Source organism: Leclercia sp. UBA2479, assembly GCF_002341985.1.
Classification (GTDB): Bacteria; Pseudomonadota; Gammaproteobacteria; order Enterobacterales; family Enterobacteriaceae; genus Enterobacter; species Enterobacter pneumoniae.
The window spans coordinates 180,198-199,595 of sequence record NZ_DDPB01000001.1 but is presented as its reverse complement, the minus strand read 5'-3'; the positions used below and the strand labels follow the sequence as shown (position 1 = coordinate 199,595).

The window sequence follows — 19,398 nt, the reverse complement described above, 5'->3', positions numbered from 1 at the left end:
TTCCGGGTGACTAACAGGGCGTTAGTCCCCCGGAAGGTGCGGGTTAAACTTCTTTCAGTTTGGCAGTGAAGTGACGTAAAACTTTCGGTTCGTAGGTGAAGGTTAACCCCTTAATATTGCTGGCGTTCTCTTTCACATGTTTAAAGGCTTCGACAATAAAGTCCATGTGCGTCTGCGTGTAGGTCGCGCGTGGAATGGTTAAACGCAGTAACTCCGCCGGGCAGGGCAGCTGTTTGCCGGTTTTAGGATCGCGGCCTAACAAGAACGACCCGATTTCTACCGCCCGAATGCCCGCCACCTTATAGAGCTCGCAGGCTAACGCCTGTGCCGGGAACTGATCAGCCGGAATATGCGGCAGTAGTTTTCCTGCATCAACAAATGCCGCATGCCCTCCCGCCTGCTGACACACTACACCGATGGCTTCCAGGCCATCGACCAGGTATTGCACCTGATTGATACGGTACGCCAGCCAGTCTGGATTCATGCCATCATGCAGACCGACGGCCAGGCGCTCCATCGCACCGCCTTCAAGGCCACCGTAGGTCGGGAAGCCTTCCTGCACCACGCAAAGGGTTCGGCATTCGGTATAGACGTCGAAGAAGCGGTCATCCTTAATACACAGCAGGCCGCCCATGGGCACCATCGCGTCTTTTTTGGCCGACATCGCCAGCATATCGGCGTATTTATAGGTTTCACGGGTAATGTCTGCAATGCTCCAGTCGCGGTATTCCGCTTCACGCTTCTGGATAAAGTAGGCGTTCTCCGCGAAGCGCGCGGAGTCCATCACCACCGGAATGTCATATTTTTGCGCGATGGCGTACATCGCCTTCAGGTTGGCCAGCGAGACCGGCTGGCCGCCGGCGGAGTTGCTGGTAATGGTTGCGACGATATAAGGCACATTATTGGCGCCCACCTCCTGAATGCCGCGCTCCAGTCCTTCGAGGTCAAAGTTGCCTTTAAAATCGTAACGAATACCGGTATCAAACGCCTCTTTGATATAGACGTTACGCACCGTGCAGCCATTAATCTGGCTATGGCCCTGAGTCGTATCAAAGAAATAGTTGGAGAACGCGACCATTTTGCTGCGGTCCAGCCCTTTTTCCTGCTCGCGTTTTTTGATCAAGACCGGAATGTAGATCTGTTCAGCGCCCCGCCCCTGGTGAGTCGGGATAGTGTATTGATAGCCAAAAATGGTTTTCACCGCATCGGAGAGTGCGTAATAACTGCGGCTGCCGCTGTAGGCTTCGTCCCCACGCAACATAGCGGCCTGCATATTTTGTGTGACTGCCCCGGTACCGCTGTCGGTCAGCAGGTCAATAAAGACATCTTCGCTATCAAGCAGAAACGGGTTCATGCCCGATTCAACAATGGCATTTTCCCGGTGCTCGCGGGTGGTGCGTTTCACTGGCTCAATAACACGAATACGGAAAGGCTCAGGTAAATGTTTGAAGTTTTCCATTTGTTCATCCTTTTTGCACGCAGCGGTGCTGAGGGCTATTTAATAACCCTAAGTACAGAGATGTATATGCCAGCCATCATTTAATGCCGCCTGTGGAAATAAACCACGCAGACGATCGGAGCTGGCAAGAATATATTGCAGACATACCAAATAAGCAGATTAATAAACCTGGTTAGTTAGCATTTAGCAAAGGACGAGCAAAGGGGGGATTATGGGTGGTGATTGACAATTTTATTGTCAATATTAAACCACTTAGAAGTGATGTATGTATTTAAGATAATCATCATTGATTTATCCTCATTAGACACTCAGCTACATTATTATAATGAGAATAACGGGTCTATCTGCAGGATAATTAATTGTGAGTGTAATCACAGCCACAATAACCTGACGATTATTGTGGCTGTGCAGGGTTATTTCCCGATACAGAAGCTCGAGAAGATGCGGCCCAACAGATCGTCCGAGGAAAACTCCCCGGTGATCTCACTCAGATTCTGCTGCGCCAGGCGCAGCTCTTCCGCCAGCAGCTCACCCGCCCAGGCGCCAATCAGCTGCGCTTTCCCCTGAACAAGATGGTTCGCCGCCTCTTCCAGCGCCTGCAGGTGACGACGGCGCGCCAGGAAGCCGCCCTCCATGCTGGTATCAAAGCCCATGCTCTGTTTGAGGTGGTTACGCAGGTCATCCACGCCTTCGCCGGTACGTGCCGAGAGGCGAATAAGTGAGTGACCATTTACTTCACTCATACCCAGCGTCTCGCCCGTCACATCGGCTTTGTTACGCACAACGGTGATCGGCAGTTTAGCGGGCAGACGGGCGATAAAGTCCGGCCAGATATCTGCGGGATCCACCGCGTCAGTGGTGGTGCCGTCTACCATAAATAGCACGCGGTCAGCCTGCTCAATCTCCTGCCAGGCACGCTCAATACCGATACGCTCTACTTCGTCGCTGGCATCGCGCAGACCCGCGGTGTCGATAATGTGCAGAGGCATGCCGTCGATGTGGATATGCTCGCGCAGTACGTCGCGGGTGGTGCCGGCAATATCAGTAACGATGGCAGCCTCACGACCCGCCAGCGCGTTCAGCAGGCTCGATTTACCGGCATTAGGGCGACCGGCAATCACCACCTTCATCCCTTCACGCAGCAGGCTGCCCTGGCGCGCTTCGGCACGCACCGCGTCGAGATCGGTCATCACGCTGTTGAGCTGGGCTTCGATTTTGCCATCGGAAAGGAAGTCGATCTCCTCATCCGGGAAATCAATCGCCGCCTCCACGTAGATCCTGAGGTGAGTAAGTGCTTCCACCAGATGGTTTACGCGGGCAGAAAATGCCCCCTGCAGCGAGTTGAGCGCAGAGCGGGCCGCCTGCTCAGAGCTGGCGTCGATCAGGTCGGCAATCGCCTCGGCCTGCGCCAGATCGAGTTTATCGTTCAGAAAGGCACGCTCAGAAAACTCACCCGGCTTCGCAATGCGCAGGCCCGGCAAGGTCAGAATACGTTTTAACAGTAAATCGAGGATCACCGGGCCGCCGTGGCCCTGAAGTTCGAGCACATCTTCGCCGGTAAAGGAGTTTGGCCCCGGAAACCACAGCGCAATGCCCTGATCCAGCGCGGTACCGTCGCTGTCTTTAAACGGCAAATAATCGGCGTAGCGCGGCTTCGGCAGTTTCCCCAGTACGGCTTCTGCCACCTCGCGCGCCTTTTGGCCGGAGATGCGCAGGATGCCCACACCACCGCGTCCCGGTGGGGTTGCCTGGGCGACGATAGTGTCGTTATGGCTCATGGTTTTTCTCAACTGTGTTGCAATAAAAAAAGGCGGTCATTTGACCGCCCTTATTCTAGCTACTGCTCAACCGAATCAGGAACTTTTCTTTTCGCGGCTATGCAGGCCACGTTTTTCCAGACCACGGTAAATCAGTTGCTGCTGGATAATGGTCACCAGGTTGCTGACGATGTAGTACAGCACCAGACCTGACGGGAACCACAGGAAGAACACGGTGAAGATGACCGGCATGAAGGTCATGATCTTCTGCTGCATCGGGTCGGTCACGGTGGTCGGCGACATCTTCTGGATGAAGAACATCGTCACGCCCATCAGGATCGGCAGGATGTAGTACGGGTCCTGTGCAGACAGGTCATGGATCCACAGGGCGAACGGCGCATGGCGCAGCTCAACGGAACCCATCAGCATGTAGTACAGCGCAAGGAAGATTGGCATCTGAATCAGCAGCGGGAAGCAACCACCCAGTGGGTTCACTTTCTCTGCTTTATACAGGGCCATCATCTCCTGGCTCTGACGCTGTTTGTCATCGCCCAGACGCTCACGCATCGCCGCAATCTTCGGCTGCAGCATGCGCATCTTCGCCATGGAGGTGTACTGCGCTTTAGTCAGCGGGTACATGATGCCACGAACGATAAAGGTGATAACGATGATGGAGAAGCCCCAGTTACCCAGGAAGCTATGGATCCACTTCAGCAGCTTAAACAGCGGCTGAGAGATGAACCACAACCAGCCGTAATCCACGGTCAGATCCAGGTGCGGCGCTACTGCAGCCATTTTGTCCTGAATTTCCGGGCCGACCCACAGGGTGCTCGCCAGCTTACCGGTTTGACCCGGCTGCACCAGAACCGGCTGAGATTTGTAGCCGATAGCTGCAATACCGTTGCCGAGGTTCGCGGTGTAGAAGTTGTTGGTACCGTCGTTATTAGGCACCCACGCCGTTGCGAAATACTGTTGCAGCATCGCAACCCAACCGCCTTTAGCGCTGACGTTCAGGTTCTCGTTATCCGCGATAGTATCGAATTTGTATTTCTCATACTTCGAATCTGGCGTGGAGTACGCTGCGCCACGGAAGGTATGCAGCGCGAAGTTGCTGCTTCCGGTGTCACGATGAGACGGCAGATCGATGGATTGCTTCAGCTGACCAAAGGTCGAGATTTCCAGCGGTTTCTCGCTGGCGTTCTGCACGCTGTAGCCAACGTTCACCGCATACTCACCGCGTTTCAGGGTGAAGGTTTTGGTGAAGGTGTTGCCTGCGGCATCGGTATAGGTCATCGGGATAGCCAGCTCGTTCTGACCATCAGCCAGCACAAAGGTATCACTCTCGACGTTATACAGTGGACGCGCACCGTTAGCCGGGTTATCCGGGCCATCACGACCGGTCAGACCGCTCTGCGCCTGATAAAGGAACTGCGGTGTGGTTTCCAGTAACTGGAACGGTTCGGTAGACTTCAGCTCTTTTGGGTAGGTCAACAGCAGCGCCTGCTCAACATCACCACCACGGGTGTTGATAGTCAGCTCAAGCACATCGGTCTTAACCGTAATCTGTTTCCCCTGGCCACTGGCCGGTACGCCCTGGTCGGCGGCGCTACCCGCTGCGGTGGTCGTGGTCTGCGTGGTCTGCTGCTGGGGTTGAGGATTTTTATCCTGCTCCCATGCCTGCCAGATCATGAAAGACACGAACAACAAAGCGATGATAAGAAGATTGCGTTGCGAATCCATCGTTAGTGTTCTCTGGTATCAAAGGGTCCGGGGGGGACGGGGTCGTCTCCACCTGGGTGTAAAGGGTGGCATTTTAATACGCGTTTCACCGTCAACCAACTGCCTTTTATCACTCCAAACCTGCGCAATGCCTCAATTCCATAGCTTGAGCATGTCGGTGTGAAACGGCAGTGCGGCCCGAGTAGCGGACTAATCAGGCGTTGATAGACCCTAATGAGGGCTATCAGGACCCGTGAGCCAGGCGACAGTGGCGGCGCCATAATTTTTCCAACGCTTCCGAGAGAGCACGGTTATCGAGGTCGGCAACCCCTTTTTTCGCCACCACCACGAAATCCATCGAAGGGAGTTCATGTTGACGTAAACGGAAGCTTTCACGCGTCAGACGTTTAATCCGGTTGCGTTCATGCGCACGCTTAACGTTTTTCTTGGCGACAGTAAGACCGATACGGGGATGCCCCAGCGAATTTTGGCGGCCGAGGATGGTGATTTGCGGCGTGCCAGCCCGTTGTGGCTGCTGGAAGACGAAAGTGAAATGAGTGGGAGTTAACAAACGTAACTCCCTGGGAAATGCGAGCTTAACCACCAGGGGTTAGCTTTATTACTTGGAAACGGTCAGACGAGCGCGGCCTTTAGCACGACGACGTGCCAGAACCTGACGACCATTTTTAGTAGCCATACGAGCACGGAAGCCGTGAGAACGGTTGCGCTTCAGTACAGACGGTTGAAAAGTGCGTTTCATGGCGATTTCTACCTAAACTTGAATAAATTCAATGGCTTTTTACGATGCCCGAACGAATATCGCACGACGGACGCCGAAGCCATGGGTGATTAAAGAGGCCGGATTGTAATAATTGTACACTCCGGAGTCAATTCTCTTTCCTTATTTCCCGCGTAAATTCACACGATTTCGCATGCAAAATGAACAGCGTTAAACGCGCGGGAAGCCGAGCATTACGCGACGGGTGGAGGATTATACGACCTCACCGGTAAAGCGCAAGGATCGTCCAGGATCTTCGTTAGATCTTTTAAGCAAAAATTTGTCACGACTCAGTAATTTTTCCAATATGCGGCCTAAATCCCGGGGCAGGCTAACCAGGATCGATTACACTTACCCGGTTTCGGATCTTCCTGTGGATAAATCGGGAAGAATCTGTGAGAAACAGAAGATCTCTGGCTCAGTTTAGGCTATGATCCGCGGTCCCGATCGGGATCCCAGCGGTTACGATCGGGTATAAAACCGCAGACAGCGGTTCGCACGTCCCCCTTATGCGCAGGGCTTTTCGACGTGCGTCTACAATCATGACTATTCAATAGCTTTCTTTTTATTGTTCGAGTGGAGTCCGCCGTGTCACTTTCGCTTTGGCAGCAATGTCTTGCCCGATTGCAGGATGAGTTACCAGCCACAGAATTCAGTATGTGGATCCGCCCGTTGCAGGCGGAACTGAGCGATAACACGCTGGCTTTGTATGCGCCAAACCGTTTTGTGCTCGATTGGGTAAGGGACAAGTACCTCAATAATATCAATGGACTGCTAAACGATTTTTGCGGTACCGATGCCCCACAGCTGCGTTTTGAAGTGGGCACCAAGCCGGTCACCCAAACCCTTAAAGAGACTGTTAACGTTGCCGCCCCTGCGCAGGCGACACAGGTCCATCAGCCGCGCGTCGTGCCTGCGGCACGTTCAGGCTGGGATAACGTTCCGGCCCCGGCGGAGCCGACCTACCGTTCCAACGTTAACGTCAAACATACCTTCGATAACTTCGTAGAAGGTAAATCAAACCAGCTGGCCCGTGCGGCAGCCCGTCAGGTAGCGGATAACCCCGGCGGAGCGTATAACCCCCTGTTTTTATATGGCGGTACCGGTCTGGGTAAAACGCACCTGCTGCATGCCGTGGGCAATGGCATCATGGCGCGCAAGCCAAACGCCAAAGTGGTGTATATGCACTCCGAGCGCTTCGTTCAGGACATGGTAAAAGCCCTGCAAAACAATGCGATCGAAGAGTTTAAACGCTACTACCGTTCCGTTGATGCCCTGCTGATCGATGACATTCAGTTCTTCGCTAATAAAGAACGATCCCAGGAAGAGTTCTTCCACACCTTCAACGCTCTGCTGGAAGGTAATCAACAGATCATTTTGACCTCGGATCGTTATCCAAAAGAGATCAACGGCGTTGAAGATCGTCTTAAGTCCCGCTTCGGCTGGGGCCTGACCGTGGCGATCGAACCGCCGGAGCTGGAAACCCGTGTGGCGATCCTGATGAAAAAGGCAGATGAAAACGACATTCGCCTGCCGGGTGAAGTGGCATTCTTCATCGCCAAGCGCCTACGCTCTAATGTGCGTGAGCTGGAAGGGGCACTGAACCGCGTCATCGCCAACGCCAACTTTACCGGCCGGGCCATCACCATTGATTTCGTGCGTGAAGCGCTGCGCGATCTGCTGGCGTTGCAGGAAAAACTGGTCACCATCGACAATATTCAGAAGACGGTGGCGGAGTACTACAAAATTAAAGTGGCCGACTTATTGTCGAAACGCCGTTCACGCTCGGTAGCCCGACCTCGCCAAATGGCGATGGCGCTGGCAAAGGAGTTAACCAACCACAGTCTGCCGGAGATCGGCGATGCGTTTGGTGGCCGTGACCACACCACCGTGCTGCACGCTTGTCGTAAAATCGAGCAGCTGCGGGAAGAAAGCCACGACATAAAAGAAGACTTCTCCAATTTAATCAGAACATTATCATCGTGACGCTATGAAATTTACCGTTGAACGTGAACATTTATTAAAGCCGCTACAACAGGTGAGTGGCCCATTAGGCGGCCGCCCGACGCTGCCTATTCTTGGTAACCTGCTGCTGCAGGTCGCAGACGGTACGCTGTCGCTGACCGGCACCGATCTGGAAATGGAAATGGTTGCGCGGGTGACGCTGACTCAGCCGCACGACGCAGGCGCCACCACGGTTCCGGCCCGTAAATTCTTTGATATTTGCCGTGGCTTGCCTGAAGGGGCAGAGATCGCCGTGCAGCTCGAGGGCGACCGCATGCTGGTCCGCTCTGGCCGCAGCCGTTTCTCTCTCTCTACCCTGCCAGCCGCGGACTTCCCGAACCTGGATGACTGGCAGAGCGAAGTGGAATTCACCCTGCCACAGGCGACGATGAAGCGTCTGATTGAAGCCACGCAGTTTTCTATGGCGCATCAGGACGTTCGCTACTACTTAAACGGCATGCTGTTTGAAACCGAAGGGGAAGAGCTGCGTACCGTCGCCACCGACGGACACCGCCTGGCGGTCTGCTCTATGCCAATTGGCGTTAGCCTGCCAAACCATTCGGTGATCGTGCCGCGTAAAGGGGTGATTGAGCTGATGCGCATGCTTGACGGCGGTGATACTCCGCTGCGCGTGCAAATTGGCAGCAATAACATTCGCGCCCACGTGGGGGATTTTGTCTTCACCTCGAAGCTGGTTGACGGGCGTTTCCCGGATTATCGTCGCGTATTGCCGAAGAATCCCGACAAGACGCTGGAAGCGGGCTGCGACAGCCTTAAGCAGGCATTTGCCCGTGCGGCCATTCTCTCCAACGAGAAGTTCCGCGGCGTGCGTCTGTATGTGAGTGAAAACCAGATCAAAATCACCGCGAATAACCCGGAGCAGGAAGAGGCAGAAGAGATTCTGGACGTCACCTACGCCGGCGCAGAGATGGAAATCGGCTTTAACGTTAGCTACGTGCTGGACGTACTGAATGCACTGAAATGCGAGAACGTTCGCATTCTGCTGACCGACTCTGTATCGAGCGTACAGATTGAAGATGCTGCATCCCAGTCCGCTGCTTATGTTGTTATGCCAATGAGACTGTAGTGATAACTATCGGGCTATCTTACTTGCCATTTTCAACCTGGGCTGTGCTCGCCCCTGTCACGTACTGCGTGTACGCTCCAGGGTCTGCGCGCAGTCCGCGTTGATACTGGCTGCGCCGATTACGCCCTGGCCCGAAGAAATTCAGATATGTCACTGACGCGCCTTTTAATCAAAGATTTCCGTAATATTGAAAATGCGGATCTCGCTTTATCCCCCGGCTTTAACTTCCTGGTTGGCGCAAACGGCAGCGGCAAAACCAGCGTGCTGGAAGCCATCTATACGCTTGGCCACGGTCGGGCGTTTCGCAGCTTGCAAATTGGCCGCGTCATTCGCCACGAGCAAGAGTCCTTTGTTCTGCATGGGCGTCTTCAGGGCGCAGAGCGTGAAACCGCCGTCGGCCTGACCAAAGACAAGCAGGGTGACAGCAAAGTCCGCATTGATGGTACCGACGGGCATAAGGTGGCCGAACTGGCGCTCTTGATGCCGATGCAGCTGATTACGCCCGAGGGGTTTACTTTACTCAACGGCGGCCCCAAATACAGAAGAGCGTTCCTTGACTGGGGATGCTTTCACAATGAAGCGGGATTCTTTAACGCCTGGAGCAACCTTAAGCGTTTGCTCAAGCAGCGCAATGCCGCGCTGCGCCAGGTGACGCGCTACGCCCAACTGCGCCCGTGGGACAAAGAGTTGGTCCCGCTGGCGGAACAAATCAGCACCTGGCGTGCCGAATACAGCGCAGGTATCGCCGAAGATATGGCCGACACCTGCAAACAGTTTTTACCAGAGTTTTCTCTCACCTTCTCCTTCCAGCGTGGCTGGGAGAAAGAGACGGATTATGCCGAGGTGCTGGAGAGAAGCTTCGAGCGCGACCGCCTGCTGACCTATACCGCGCATGGCCCGCATAAAGCGGATTTCCGCATTCGTGCTGACGGTGCGCCGGTAGAAGATACATTATCGCGTGGGCAGCTTAAGCTCCTGATGTGCGCGCTACGGCTGGCACAGGGGGAGTTTCTCACCCGCGAGAGCGGCCGACGCTGCCTGTATCTGATAGATGATTTTGCCTCGGAACTCGACGACGCGCGGCGAGGGCTGCTAGCCAGCCGCTTAAAAGCCACGCAGTCGCAGGTTTTCGTCAGCGCGATTAGCGCTGAACACGTTATGGACATGTCGGACAAAAATTCGAAGATGTTCACCGTGGAAAAGGGTAAAATAACGGATTAACCCAAGAATAAATGAGCGAGAAACGTTGATGTCGAATTCTTATGACTCCTCCAGTATCAAAGTCCTGAAAGGGCTGGATGCGGTGCGTAAGCGCCCGGGTATGTATATCGGCGACACGGATGACGGCACCGGTCTGCACCACATGGTATTCGAGGTGGTAGATAACGCTATCGACGAAGCGCTCGCGGGTCACTGTAAAGACATCGTGGTGACGATCCATGCGGACAACTCCGTATCCGTCACCGATGATGGTCGTGGCATCCCAACCGGTATTCACCCGGAAGAGGGCGTATCTGCTGCGGAAGTTATCATGACCGTTCTGCACGCAGGCGGTAAATTCGATGATAACTCCTATAAAGTCTCCGGCGGCCTGCACGGCGTAGGCGTCTCCGTGGTTAACGCCCTGTCGCAGAAGCTGGAGCTGGTTATCCAGCGTGAAGGCAAAGTTCACCGCCAGATCTATCAGCATGGTGTGCCGGAAGCGCCGCTGGCTGTCACTGGCGATACCGAAAAAACCGGTACCCTGGTGCGTTTCTGGCCGAGCCTGGAAACCTTCACCAACGTCACCGAATTCGAATATGAAATTTTGGCCAAACGCCTGCGTGAGCTGTCGTTCCTGAACTCCGGCGTCTCCATTCGCCTGCGCGACAAACGCGACGGCAAAGAAGACCACTTCCACTATGAAGGCGGTATCAAGGCGTTCGTTGAGTATCTGAACAAGAACAAAACGCCTATTCACCCGAATATCTTCTACTTCTCTACCGAAAAAGACGGTATCGGCGTGGAAGTGGCGCTGCAGTGGAACGATGGTTTCCAGGAAAACATCTACTGCTTCACCAACAACATTCCACAGCGTGACGGCGGTACGCACCTGGCGGGCTTCCGTGCGGCGATGACTCGTACCCTGAACGCCTACATGGACAAAGAAGGCTACAGCAAGAAAGCGAAAGTCAGCGCCACCGGCGACGATGCTCGTGAAGGCCTGATTGCCGTGGTTTCTGTTAAGGTGCCGGATCCGAAGTTCTCCTCTCAGACCAAAGACAAACTGGTCTCCTCTGAGGTGAAATCGGCGGTTGAACAGCAGATGAACGAACTGCTGAGCGACTACCTGCAAGAAAACCCGTCTGACGCGAAAATCGTGGTCGGCAAAATTATCGATGCGGCACGTGCCCGTGAAGCGGCGCGTAAAGCCCGTGAAATGACCCGCCGCAAAGGCGCACTCGACTTAGCAGGCCTGCCGGGCAAACTGGCAGACTGTCAGGAGCGCGACCCGGCGCTGTCCGAACTGTACCTGGTGGAAGGGGACTCCGCGGGCGGTTCTGCGAAGCAGGGCCGTAACCGTAAGAACCAGGCGATCCTGCCGTTGAAGGGGAAAATCCTCAACGTCGAGAAAGCGCGTTTCGACAAGATGCTCTCTTCGCAGGAAGTGGCAACGCTGATTACCGCGCTCGGCTGCGGCATCGGTCGCGACGAATACAACCCGGACAAGTTGCGTTATCACAGCATCATCATCATGACCGATGCGGACGTCGACGGCTCGCACATCCGTACGCTGCTGTTGACCTTCTTCTATCGTCAGATGCCGGAAATCGTTGAGCGTGGCCATGTCTACATTGCGCAGCCGCCGCTGTACAAAGTGAAGAAAGGCAAACAGGAACAGTACATCAAAGACGACGAAGCGATGGATCAGTATCAGATCTCTATCGCTCTGGATGGCGCAACGCTGCATGCGAACGCCAGCGCTCCGGCCCTGGCCGGCGAGCCGCTGGAACGTCTGGTGTCCGAGTTTAACGCTGCGCAGAAAATGATTGGCCGTATGGAGCGTCGTTATCCGAAAGCGCTGCTGAAAGAGCTGGTGTATCAGCCAACGCTGACCGAAGCCGATCTGAGCAGCGAGCAGACGGTCAGCCGCTGGGTCAACGCGCTGGTAAGCGAGCTGAACGAGAACGAACAGCACGGTAGCCTGTGGAAATGCGATGTTCAGCAGAATGCTGACCAGCTGTTCGAGCCGATCGTCCGCGTGCGTACCCACGGTGTGGATACCGACTATCCGCTGGAGCACGAGTTTGTGACCGGGCCGGAATACCGTCGCCTTTGCACTCTCGGCGAAAAGCTGCGCGGTCTGATCGAAGACGATGCCTACATCGAACGTGGCGAACGCCGTCAGCCGGTTGCCAGCTTCGAGCAGGCGCTGGAGTGGCTGGTGAAAGAGTCCCGTCGTGGTCTGGCAATTCAGCGTTATAAAGGCCTGGGCGAAATGAACCCGGATCAGCTGTGGGAAACCACTATGGATCCGGAAAGCCGCCGTATGCTGCGCGTTACCGTAAAAGACGCGATTGCAGCGGATCAGCTGTTCACCACCCTGATGGGCGATGCGGTTGAACCCCGTCGTGCCTTTATCGAAGAAAACGCGCTGAAAGCGGCGAATATCGATATCTAAGCTGCTATCCCCCTCACCCTAACCCTCTCCCCATAGGGGAGAGGGGATGTACGGTACCGCCTTTTCTCCCTCGCCCCTGTGGGGAGAGGGCCGGGGTGAGGGGAGATTCTTTGCCCGCAAAAGAGGAATCCCCTCCTCATATCCAATCCCCTTTCTTACCGTGTTTTTTGAGCGGAATCGCGTTAGCATGAGTGCAGACTCATTCAATCCGGGGATCCCATGGCCATCAAACTCATTGCAATCGATATGGACGGCACGCTGCTGCTGCCAGATCACACCATCTCTCCAGCCGTTAAAAATGCGATTGCCGCCGCCCGTGCAAAAGGGGTGAATGTGGTACTGACGACCGGTCGCCCCTATGCCGGTGTGCATAATTACCTGAAAGAGTTGCACATGGATAAACCGGGTGATTACTGCATTACGTATAACGGCGCCCTGGTCCAGAAGGCCGCCGACGGCAGCACCGTCGCCCAGACCGCGTTGAATTATGACGATTACCTCTATCTCGAAAAACTCTCCCGCGAGGTGGGCTCACATTTCCACGCGCTCGATCGCAACACGCTCTACACGGCCAACCGTGATATCAGCTACTACACCGTACACGAATCCTATGTCGCCACTATTCCACTGGTATTCTGCGAAGCAGAAAAGATGGATCCGCAAACGCAGTTCCTGAAGGTGATGATGATTGATGAGCCAGCCATTCTCGATAAAGCCATCGCCCGCATTCCGGCTGAGGTAAAAGAGAAATACACTGTGCTGAAAAGCGCGCCGTACTTCCTCGAAATCCTTGATAAACGCGTCAATAAAGGCACCGGCGTGAAATCGCTGGCCGATACGCTGGGCATCAAGCCTGAAGAGATCATGACCCTGGGCGATCAGGAAAACGATATTGCGATGATCGAATATGCGGGCATGGGCGTGGCAATGGATAACGCAATCCCATCGGTGAAAGAAGTGGCCAATTTCGTCACCAAATCTAACCTGGAAGACGGCGTTGCCTACGCGATCGAGAAATTTGTCCTGAACTAAGCGTGGCTAAATACATCGGCCCTGGTTATTAACCGGGGCTTTTTTTTGCCCTGAATTTATCGAATTGTTCTTTTTGTGATCCAGATTGTAGTACAACGCAAATAGATTGTACTACATTGCAACCACGGTCTTAACGAATTGCATCACGTTTGTACTGCAAAAGTGAGGCGGAATTCAGCGGTCGCGGTAAAGTAGTGATGGACACAAAAATCATAAGGACCCTCCATGACTCTCAATAAAACCGACCGCATTGTCATCACGCTGGGTAGCCAGATTGTGGGTGGCAAATACGTACCCGGCTCGCCGCTTCCTGCAGAGGCGGAGCTATGCGAAGAGTTTGAAACCTCGCGCAACATCATCCGGGAAGTGTTCCGCTCGCTGATGGCGAAGCGGCTAATTGAAATGAAGCGTTATCGCGGAGCCTTTGTCGCCCCACGTAGCCAGTGGAACTACCTCGATACCGATGTTCTGCAGTGGGTACTGGAAAACGATTATGACCCGCGGCTGATTGGTGCCATGAGCGAGGTACGAAATCTCGTAGAACCGGCGATAGCCCGCTGGGCCGCCGAACGCGCCACCTCGGGCGACCTGGCGCAGATTGAGTCGGCGCTGAACGACATGATCGCCAATAACCAGGATCGGGACGCCTTCAACGAAGCGGATATTCGCTACCACGAGGCGGTGCTTCAGTCGGTGCATAACCCGGTGCTACAGCAGCTTAGCGTGGCGATCAGCTCGCTACAGCGCGCGGTATTTGAACGGACCTGGATGGGCGATGAGGCCAACATGCCGAAAACGCTCCAGGAACATAAAGCGCTGTTCGATGCGATACGGCATCAGGACGGCGATGCGGCAGAGCAGGCGGCGCTCACGATGATCGCCAGCTCGACACGAAGGTTAAAGGAAATCACATGACATCTCGCTACATCGCTATTGACTGGGGATCGACCAATCTGCGCGCCTGGCTTTATCAGGGTGAGCAGTGCCTGGAAAGCAGGCAATCAGAAGCAGGCGTTACGCGTCTGAACGGTAAATCCCCCGAGGCGGTGTTAGCAGAGGTGACACAAAACTGGCGCGACGGCGCCACGCCAGTGGTAATGGCGGGCATGGTGGGCAGTAACGTAGGCTGGAAAATTGCGCCTTATCTGCCCGTACCGGCTCGTTTCTCCGCTATTGGCGAACAGTTAACGTCCGTTGGCGACAAGATCTGGATTATTCCCGGCTTGTGCGTCTCTCGCGACGATAATCACAACGTCATGCGCGGCGAAGAGACGCAACTGCTCGGCGCGCGCACGCTTTCTCCTTCTTCTGTCTACGTTATGCCCGGTACCCACTGCAAGTGGGTACAAACCGATGCAGAGCAGATCCACGATTTTCGCACCGTGATGACCGGTGAATTACACCATTTGCTCCTTAAGCATTCGCTGGTGGGGGCGGGTTTGCCGGAGCAAGCCCCCTCGCCGGAGGCATTTGCCGCCGGGCTTGCGCGCGGGATCGCTTCTCCTGCTGTTTTGCCGCAACTTTTTGAGGTTCGCGCCTCGCACGTGCTGGGACAACTCCCGCGCGAGCAGGTTAGCGAGTTTCTGTCCGGCCTGCTGATTGGCGCCGAAGTCGCCAGCCTGAGTGAACGCTTCGCCGGGCAGCAGGCCATTACTCTGGTCGCAGGCTCATCGCTGAGCTCACGTTATCGCCAGGCGTTTCACGCCATCGGCCGGGACGTGGCGGTGGTAGAGGGCGACACGGCATTTCAGGCTGGAATAAGGAGCATCGCTCATGCAGTGGCAAACTAACCTTCCCCTTATCGCGATATTGCGCGGCATCACCCCCGACGAGGCGCTGGCGCACGTAGGCGCGGTGATTGAGGCCGGATTCGACGCGGTGGAAATCCCGCTCAACTCCCCGGAGTGGGAAAAGAGCATCCCGGCCGTCGTCGATGCGTTTGGTGATAAGGCGCTGATTGGCGCAGGCACGGTGCTACAGCCGGAGCAGGTCGACAGGCTGGCGAAAATGGGCTGCAAACTTATCGTCACGCCCAACATCAACCCCGAGGTGATCCGCCGCGCGGTGGGCTACGGCATGACCGTCTGCCCGGGATGTGCAACGGCAACCGAAGCCTTTACCGCTCTCGATGCGGGCGCGCAGGCGCTGAAAATTTTCCCGTCATCGGCTTTTGGCCCGGAGTACATCAAGGCGCTGAAAGCAGTTTTACCCGCCAGCGTACCGGTCCTGGCCGTGGGCGGCGTGACGCCAGAAAACCTGGCGCAGTGGATGAAAGCTGGCTGTGCAGGCGCCGGGCTGGGTAGCGATCTCTATCGCGCCGGACAGACCGTAGAGCGCACCGCACAGCAGGCGGCAGCATTTGTAAAAGCGTATCGAGAGGCAGCAAAATGAAAATAACCAAACTCACCACGTACCGTTTACCGCCGCGTTGGATGTTCCTGAAAATCGAAACCGACGAAGGGGTTGTTGGCTGGGGCGAGCCGGTGATTGAGGGTCGCGCTCGCACCGTGGAAGCTGCCGTGCACGAGCTGGGTGAATACCTGATTGGTCAGGATCCGGCGCGCATTAACGACCTGTGGCAGGTAATGTATCGCGCGGGCTTCTATCGCGGCGGCCCCATTCTGATGAGCGCCATCGCCGGTATCGACCAGGCGCTATGGGATATCAAAGGGAAAGTGCTGAACGCTCCGGTCTGGCAGCTGATGGGCGGCCTGGTGCGCGACAAAATTAAGGCCTACAGCTGGGTAGGGGGCGATCGCCCTGCCGAAGTCATTGATGGCATCAGAAAGCTGCGCGGGATTGGTTTTGATACCTTCAAGCTCAACGGCTGTGAAGAGATGGGGGTCATCGACAATTCACGTGCGGTAGACCGGGCGGTAAACACCGTGGCGCAGATCCGCGAAGCCTTTGGCAACGACATTGAGTTTGGTCTGGACTTCCACGGCCGCGTCAGCGCGCCAATGGCGAAAATATTAATTAAAGAGCTGGAACAATACCGGCCGCTCTTTATTGAAGAGCCGGTGCTGGCGGAGCAGGCAGAATATTATCCACGGCTGGCGGCGCAAACCGCTATTCCTATCGCTGCAGGGGAACGTATGTTCTCGCGCTTCGAGTTTAAACGCGTACTGGAGGCGGGTGGGATTGCCATCCTGCAGCCGGATCTCTCCCACGCGGGGGGCATCACCGAATGCTACAAAATCGCCGGTATGGCAGAAGCCTACGACGTGGCGCTGGCTCCGCACTGCCCGCTGGGGCCGATTGCGCTGGCAGCCTGTCTGCACGTGGACTTTGTCTCCCGCAATGCCGTGTTCCAGGAACAGAGCATGGGGATTCACTATAACAAGGGCGCGGAGCTGCTCGACTTTGTGAAAAATAAAGAAGATTTCAACATGGAAGGCGGCTTCTTCAAACCCTTAATGAAGCCTGGGCTTGGCGTAGAAATAGATGAGGCGCGGGTCAGCGAATTAAGCCGAAATAGCGCAGACTGGCGCAATCCTCTGTGGCGTCAGGAAGATGGTGCGGTTGCCGAATGGTAACACCCTAATAAGTTAATGCGTTTCTCTATATCAATCTTTGCCTTCTGATGGCCGCGATTTGGCCTGAAGAGGGCAAGATGAAGAGGTAATAATCGATGAGCATTGCACTCTATACTTCTACACTCAAAAAACTAAATAGCAAAATAATTCCCTTCGTCATCATTTGTTATTTTGTCGCCAATCTTGATAAAACGAATATTTCTATTGCCGCCTTACAAATGAATGCGGATTTAGGTCTCACAGCCAGTATGTATGGCCTTGGCGTGGGCATGTTCTATATCTCCTACATTATTTTTGAAATTCCCAGTAACATTATAATGACGCGCGTCGGGGCGCGTATCTGGATCGCCAGGATAATGATCACCTGGGGTATTATCAGCGCCGGGATGTCGCTGGTACAAACACCTACTCAGCTCTATGTCATGCGTTTTCTGTTGGGCATGGCGGAGGCAGGGTTTACGCCCGGTATTATTTACTATATCTCCTGCTGGTTCCCTAAGAGCAACCGCGCCCGCGCGATGTCATTCTTCTATATGGGCTCCGTACTGGCCTCCATCATCGGCCTGCCTATCTCGGGATCCATTCTCAATATGCACGGCATTGCTGACATCGCCGGCTGGCGTTGGTTGTTCGCCATTGAAGGCATTCCGGCCATTATCCTGGGGGTGATGGTTTTAGGGTTACTGCCCTCTACGCCTGAGAAAGCCCACTGGTTATCGGGGTCTGAAAAGGAGTGGTTAATTGCTCAGTTAGCGGAAGATAACCGAAGTGTGACGGTGAATAAAAACCACTCCTGGCTGAGCGCGCTAAAAAACAAAGTGGTGCTGTTACTGAGTCTGGTTTGGTTTTTACAGGCCTTCGGCTCTATCGGTATTACGCTATTTTTACCGCTGATTCTTAAAAGTATTGCCAGCGAGCAAAGTAATTTTGTGATCAGCTTGCTCTCTGCGGTGCCGTTTATTTTTGCCTGCCTGTTTATGTATTTGAATGGTCGCCATTCCGATGTAACGAAAGAGCGATCCTTACATATGGGGTTACCTTTAATTCTCGCCGGAATATCGCTCGGGGCCGCTATTTATTCGGGTAACCTGCTGGTCTCCTATATTCTGCTGGTGCTGACGGTCGGTTTTAACTTTGCCCTAACCCCTGTTTTCTGGGCAGTGACAACAGAAAAACTGGCCGGCGTTGCCGCGGCTGCCTCTATTGCATTTATTAATACGATTGCCAATTTCGTTGGATTAGGTCTGCCGCCTGTTTTAGGCAAGATTAAGGATCTGACCAACAGCTATCACTACGGCCTGCTGATTGTGGCCATTGCGCTGATATTAGGGGGGATTATCGGTATCGCCGTCTCTCGTCCGGGTAAAAGCACATCGCTCAAGCAGTCAGCCCCCTCTTCTTTATAAGTGAACGGATAACGATGAAATTGAAAGTTTTGAAACAAGCCTCCCTGCCTGACCAGCTAACGGCAGAACTGGAAAAACGTTACGACGTTTATGAATATGCAGCGCTTAGCGAGGAGGCATTCGCGGACCTGGCCGGACAATTTACCGTGATGATTACTAACGGTGAGGCCGTCGTCACGCGCCAGCTGATCGCCAGCCTGCCCTCTCTGGAACTGATTGCTGTTTTTGGCGTGGGATACGACGGTGTCGATGTGGCGGCTGCGGCAGATCACCATGTGGCCGTCAGCCATACGCCGGGCGTGTTAACGGACGATGTTGCCGATTTGGCGATGGGACTCATGCTGGCGACATCGCGCCAGATCGTTTCTGCTCAGAAGTTTATTGAGGCGGGAAGCTGGCATCAGGGAGGATATCCGTGGACACACAAGGTCTCGGGGGCGCGAGTCGGCATTGTGGGTATGGGGAGAATTGGCCAGGCCATCGCACAACGTTGTGAAGGCTTTGCCATGCAAATTGCTTATAGCGATAGCAAAGTTATCCCGGGGCTAAATTATACCCGAATTGAGGACATTGCCTCCCTGGCGGCAGAAAGTGATTTCTTGATGATATGTACGCCGGGTAGTGCAAAAAACCAGGCGCTGATTGATGGCCGGGTCCTCGCGGCGCTGGGTGAGAAAGGAATATTGATCAACATTTCGCGTGGTAGCGTAGTGGATGAGCCCGCGCTGATTAACGCGATTGAACAGGGCACTATTGCCGGGGCCGGACTGGATGTGTTCAGTCGCGAGCCGGACGTTCCGCAGGCGTTGCTCCAGCGCGCTAACGTGGTGGTGACGCCACATATGGCCAGCGCGACCTGGAGCACCAGAGAGGCGATGTCCCGGTTAGTGCTGGAAAATGTTTCGGGTTGGGCCAGCAATAAGCGTCTGGTAACCCCCATCCCTGAGCTGGACGCGTAG

General features: G+C 54.7%; 19 protein-coding genes. 11 read left to right on the top strand and 8 right to left on the bottom strand.

Annotated elements, in window-relative coordinates:
* Positions 1–43: 43 nt before the first annotated feature.
* From tnaA to B3B59_RS20525, 8 genes are all read right to left on the bottom strand, one after another.
* A complete protein-coding gene (gene tnaA / locus B3B59_RS00940) occupies positions 44–1,459 on the bottom strand; it encodes a tryptophanase (RefSeq protein WP_233803315.1) in 1,416 nt (471 codons plus the stop codon).
* A gap of 209 nt (positions 1,460–1,668) precedes the next feature.
* Entirely contained in the window at positions 1,669–1,743 is a 75-nt protein-coding gene (gene tnaC / locus B3B59_RS20455) for a tryptophanase leader peptide (RefSeq protein ID WP_103181005.1), read from the bottom strand.
* A 129-nt stretch (positions 1,744–1,872) separates the two neighbouring features.
* Complete coding sequence (mnmE, locus tag B3B59_RS00935) at positions 1,873–3,237, bottom strand: tRNA uridine-5-carboxymethylaminomethyl(34) synthesis GTPase MnmE (protein WP_040077732.1); 1,365 nt, start codon at positions 3,235–3,237, stop codon at positions 1,873–1,875.
* 75 nt (positions 3,238–3,312) lie between these two features.
* On the bottom strand, positions 3,313–4,956 hold the full coding sequence (gene yidC, locus B3B59_RS00930; protein WP_040077734.1) for a membrane protein insertase YidC: 1,644 nt from the start codon (positions 4,954–4,956) through the stop codon (positions 3,313–3,315).
* Between the two features lie 2 nt (positions 4,957–4,958).
* Positions 4,959–5,216, bottom strand: coding sequence for a membrane protein insertion efficiency factor YidD (gene yidD, locus B3B59_RS00925; RefSeq protein WP_001307474.1), 258 nt, complete (start codon positions 5,214–5,216; stop codon positions 4,959–4,961).
* Positions 5,180–5,539: a ribonuclease P protein component gene (gene rnpA, locus B3B59_RS00920; protein WP_014072458.1), complete on the bottom strand. Its 360-nt coding sequence runs from the start codon at positions 5,537–5,539 to the stop codon at positions 5,180–5,182. Before rnpA ends, yidD begins: the two co-directional genes overlap by 37 nt.
* Positions 5,540–5,554: 15 nt before the next feature.
* Entirely contained in the window at positions 5,555–5,695 is a 141-nt protein-coding gene (gene rpmH, locus B3B59_RS00915) for a 50S ribosomal protein L34 (RefSeq protein WP_000831330.1), read from the bottom strand.
* 231 nt (positions 5,696–5,926) lie between these two features.
* Positions 5,927–6,019 (bottom strand): hypothetical protein, encoded by a 93-nt coding sequence (locus B3B59_RS20525; protein WP_419395832.1) that lies wholly within the window; start codon positions 6,017–6,019, stop codon positions 5,927–5,929.
* Positions 6,020–6,301: 282 nt separating this feature from the next.
* On the opposite strand from B3B59_RS20525, the gene dnaA reads away from it, so the two are divergent.
* The 11 genes from dnaA to B3B59_RS00860 all read left to right on the top strand — a co-directional run bounded on the left by dnaA (position 6,302) and on the right by B3B59_RS00860 (position 19,398).
* Positions 6,302–7,699, top strand: a complete 1,398-nt coding sequence (gene dnaA, locus B3B59_RS00910; RefSeq protein ID WP_040077736.1) for a chromosomal replication initiator protein DnaA — start codon at positions 6,302–6,304, stop codon at positions 7,697–7,699.
* Positions 7,700–7,703: 4 nt separating this feature from the next.
* On the top strand, positions 7,704–8,804 hold the full coding sequence (dnaN, locus tag B3B59_RS00905; RefSeq protein WP_040077737.1) for a DNA polymerase III subunit beta: 1,101 nt from the start codon (positions 7,704–7,706) through the stop codon (positions 8,802–8,804).
* A 147-nt stretch (positions 8,805–8,951) separates the two neighbouring features.
* Positions 8,952–10,025, top strand: a complete 1,074-nt coding sequence (gene recF, locus B3B59_RS00900; protein ID WP_040077739.1) for a DNA replication/repair protein RecF — start codon at positions 8,952–8,954, stop codon at positions 10,023–10,025.
* A 28-nt stretch (positions 10,026–10,053) separates the two neighbouring features.
* Entirely contained in the window at positions 10,054–12,465 is a 2,412-nt protein-coding gene (gene gyrB / locus B3B59_RS00895; RefSeq protein ID WP_040077741.1) for a DNA topoisomerase (ATP-hydrolyzing) subunit B, read from the top strand.
* Positions 12,466–12,684: 219 nt separating this feature from the next.
* A complete protein-coding gene (gene yidA, locus B3B59_RS00890; protein ID WP_040077742.1) occupies positions 12,685–13,497 on the top strand; it encodes a sugar-phosphatase in 813 nt (270 codons plus the stop codon).
* A gap of 225 nt (positions 13,498–13,722) precedes the next feature.
* Complete coding sequence (gene dgoR, locus B3B59_RS00885) at positions 13,723–14,412, top strand: D-galactonate utilization transcriptional regulator DgoR (protein WP_040077743.1); 690 nt, start codon at positions 13,723–13,725, stop codon at positions 14,410–14,412.
* Positions 14,409–15,287, top strand: a complete 879-nt coding sequence (locus tag B3B59_RS00880; RefSeq protein WP_040077744.1) for a 2-dehydro-3-deoxygalactonokinase — start codon at positions 14,409–14,411, stop codon at positions 15,285–15,287. The genes dgoR and B3B59_RS00880 overlap by 4 nt, the downstream gene beginning before the upstream one ends.
* Positions 15,271–15,888 (top strand): 2-dehydro-3-deoxy-6-phosphogalactonate aldolase, encoded by a 618-nt coding sequence (locus tag B3B59_RS00875; protein ID WP_212478213.1) that lies wholly within the window; start codon positions 15,271–15,273, stop codon positions 15,886–15,888. The genes B3B59_RS00880 and B3B59_RS00875 overlap by 17 nt, the downstream gene beginning before the upstream one ends.
* Positions 15,885–17,033, top strand: a complete 1,149-nt coding sequence (dgoD, locus tag B3B59_RS00870; RefSeq protein ID WP_286807909.1) for a galactonate dehydratase — start codon at positions 15,885–15,887, stop codon at positions 17,031–17,033. Before B3B59_RS00875 ends, dgoD begins: the two co-directional genes overlap by 4 nt.
* 95 nt (positions 17,034–17,128) lie before the next feature.
* Positions 17,129–18,439 carry an MFS transporter gene (locus B3B59_RS00865; RefSeq protein ID WP_286807908.1) on the top strand — a complete coding sequence of 437 codons (1,311 nt, stop codon included), beginning with the start codon at positions 17,129–17,131 and terminating at the stop codon, positions 18,437–18,439.
* 14 nt (positions 18,440–18,453) lie between these two features.
* Positions 18,454–19,398, top strand: coding sequence for a 2-hydroxyacid dehydrogenase (locus B3B59_RS00860; RefSeq protein ID WP_046886347.1), 945 nt, complete (start codon positions 18,454–18,456; stop codon positions 19,396–19,398).

Bases quoted from the DNA above. Each gene is read 5' to 3' on its own strand.
- gyrB (WP_040077741.1), top strand. From the start codon at position 10,054: ATGTCGAATTCTTATGACTCCTCCAGTATCAAAGTCCTGAAAGGGCTG.
- dgoR (WP_040077743.1), top strand. From the start codon at position 13,723: ATGACTCTCAATAAAACCGACCGCATTGTCATCACGCTGGGTAGCCAG.
- dgoD (WP_286807909.1), top strand. From the start codon at position 15,885: ATGAAAATAACCAAACTCACCACGTACCGTTTACCGCCGCGTTGGATG.
- B3B59_RS00875 (WP_212478213.1), top strand. From the start codon at position 15,271: ATGCAGTGGCAAACTAACCTTCCCCTTATCGCGATATTGCGCGGCATC.
- rpmH (WP_000831330.1), bottom strand. From the start codon at position 5,695: ATGAAACGCACTTTTCAACCGTCTGTACTGAAGCGCAACCGTTCTCAC.
- tnaA (WP_233803315.1), bottom strand. From the start codon at position 1,459: ATGGAAAACTTCAAACATTTACCTGAGCCTTTCCGTATTCGTGTTATT.
- yidC (WP_040077734.1), bottom strand. From the start codon at position 4,956: ATGGATTCGCAACGCAATCTTCTTATCATCGCTTTGTTGTTCGTGTCT.
- mnmE (WP_040077732.1), bottom strand. From the start codon at position 3,237: ATGAGCCATAACGACACTATCGTCGCCCAGGCAACCCCACCGGGACGC.
- dnaN (WP_040077737.1), top strand. From the start codon at position 7,704: ATGAAATTTACCGTTGAACGTGAACATTTATTAAAGCCGCTACAACAG.
- B3B59_RS00880 (WP_040077744.1), top strand. From the start codon at position 14,409: ATGACATCTCGCTACATCGCTATTGACTGGGGATCGACCAATCTGCGC.
- recF (WP_040077739.1), top strand. From the start codon at position 8,952: ATGTCACTGACGCGCCTTTTAATCAAAGATTTCCGTAATATTGAAAAT.
- yidA (WP_040077742.1), top strand. From the start codon at position 12,685: ATGGCCATCAAACTCATTGCAATCGATATGGACGGCACGCTGCTGCTG.
- yidD (WP_001307474.1), bottom strand. From the start codon at position 5,216: ATGGCGCCGCCACTGTCGCCTGGCTCACGGGTCCTGATAGCCCTCATT.
- B3B59_RS00865 (WP_286807908.1), top strand. From the start codon at position 17,129: ATGAGCATTGCACTCTATACTTCTACACTCAAAAAACTAAATAGCAAA.
- B3B59_RS00860 (WP_046886347.1), top strand. From the start codon at position 18,454: ATGAAATTGAAAGTTTTGAAACAAGCCTCCCTGCCTGACCAGCTAACG.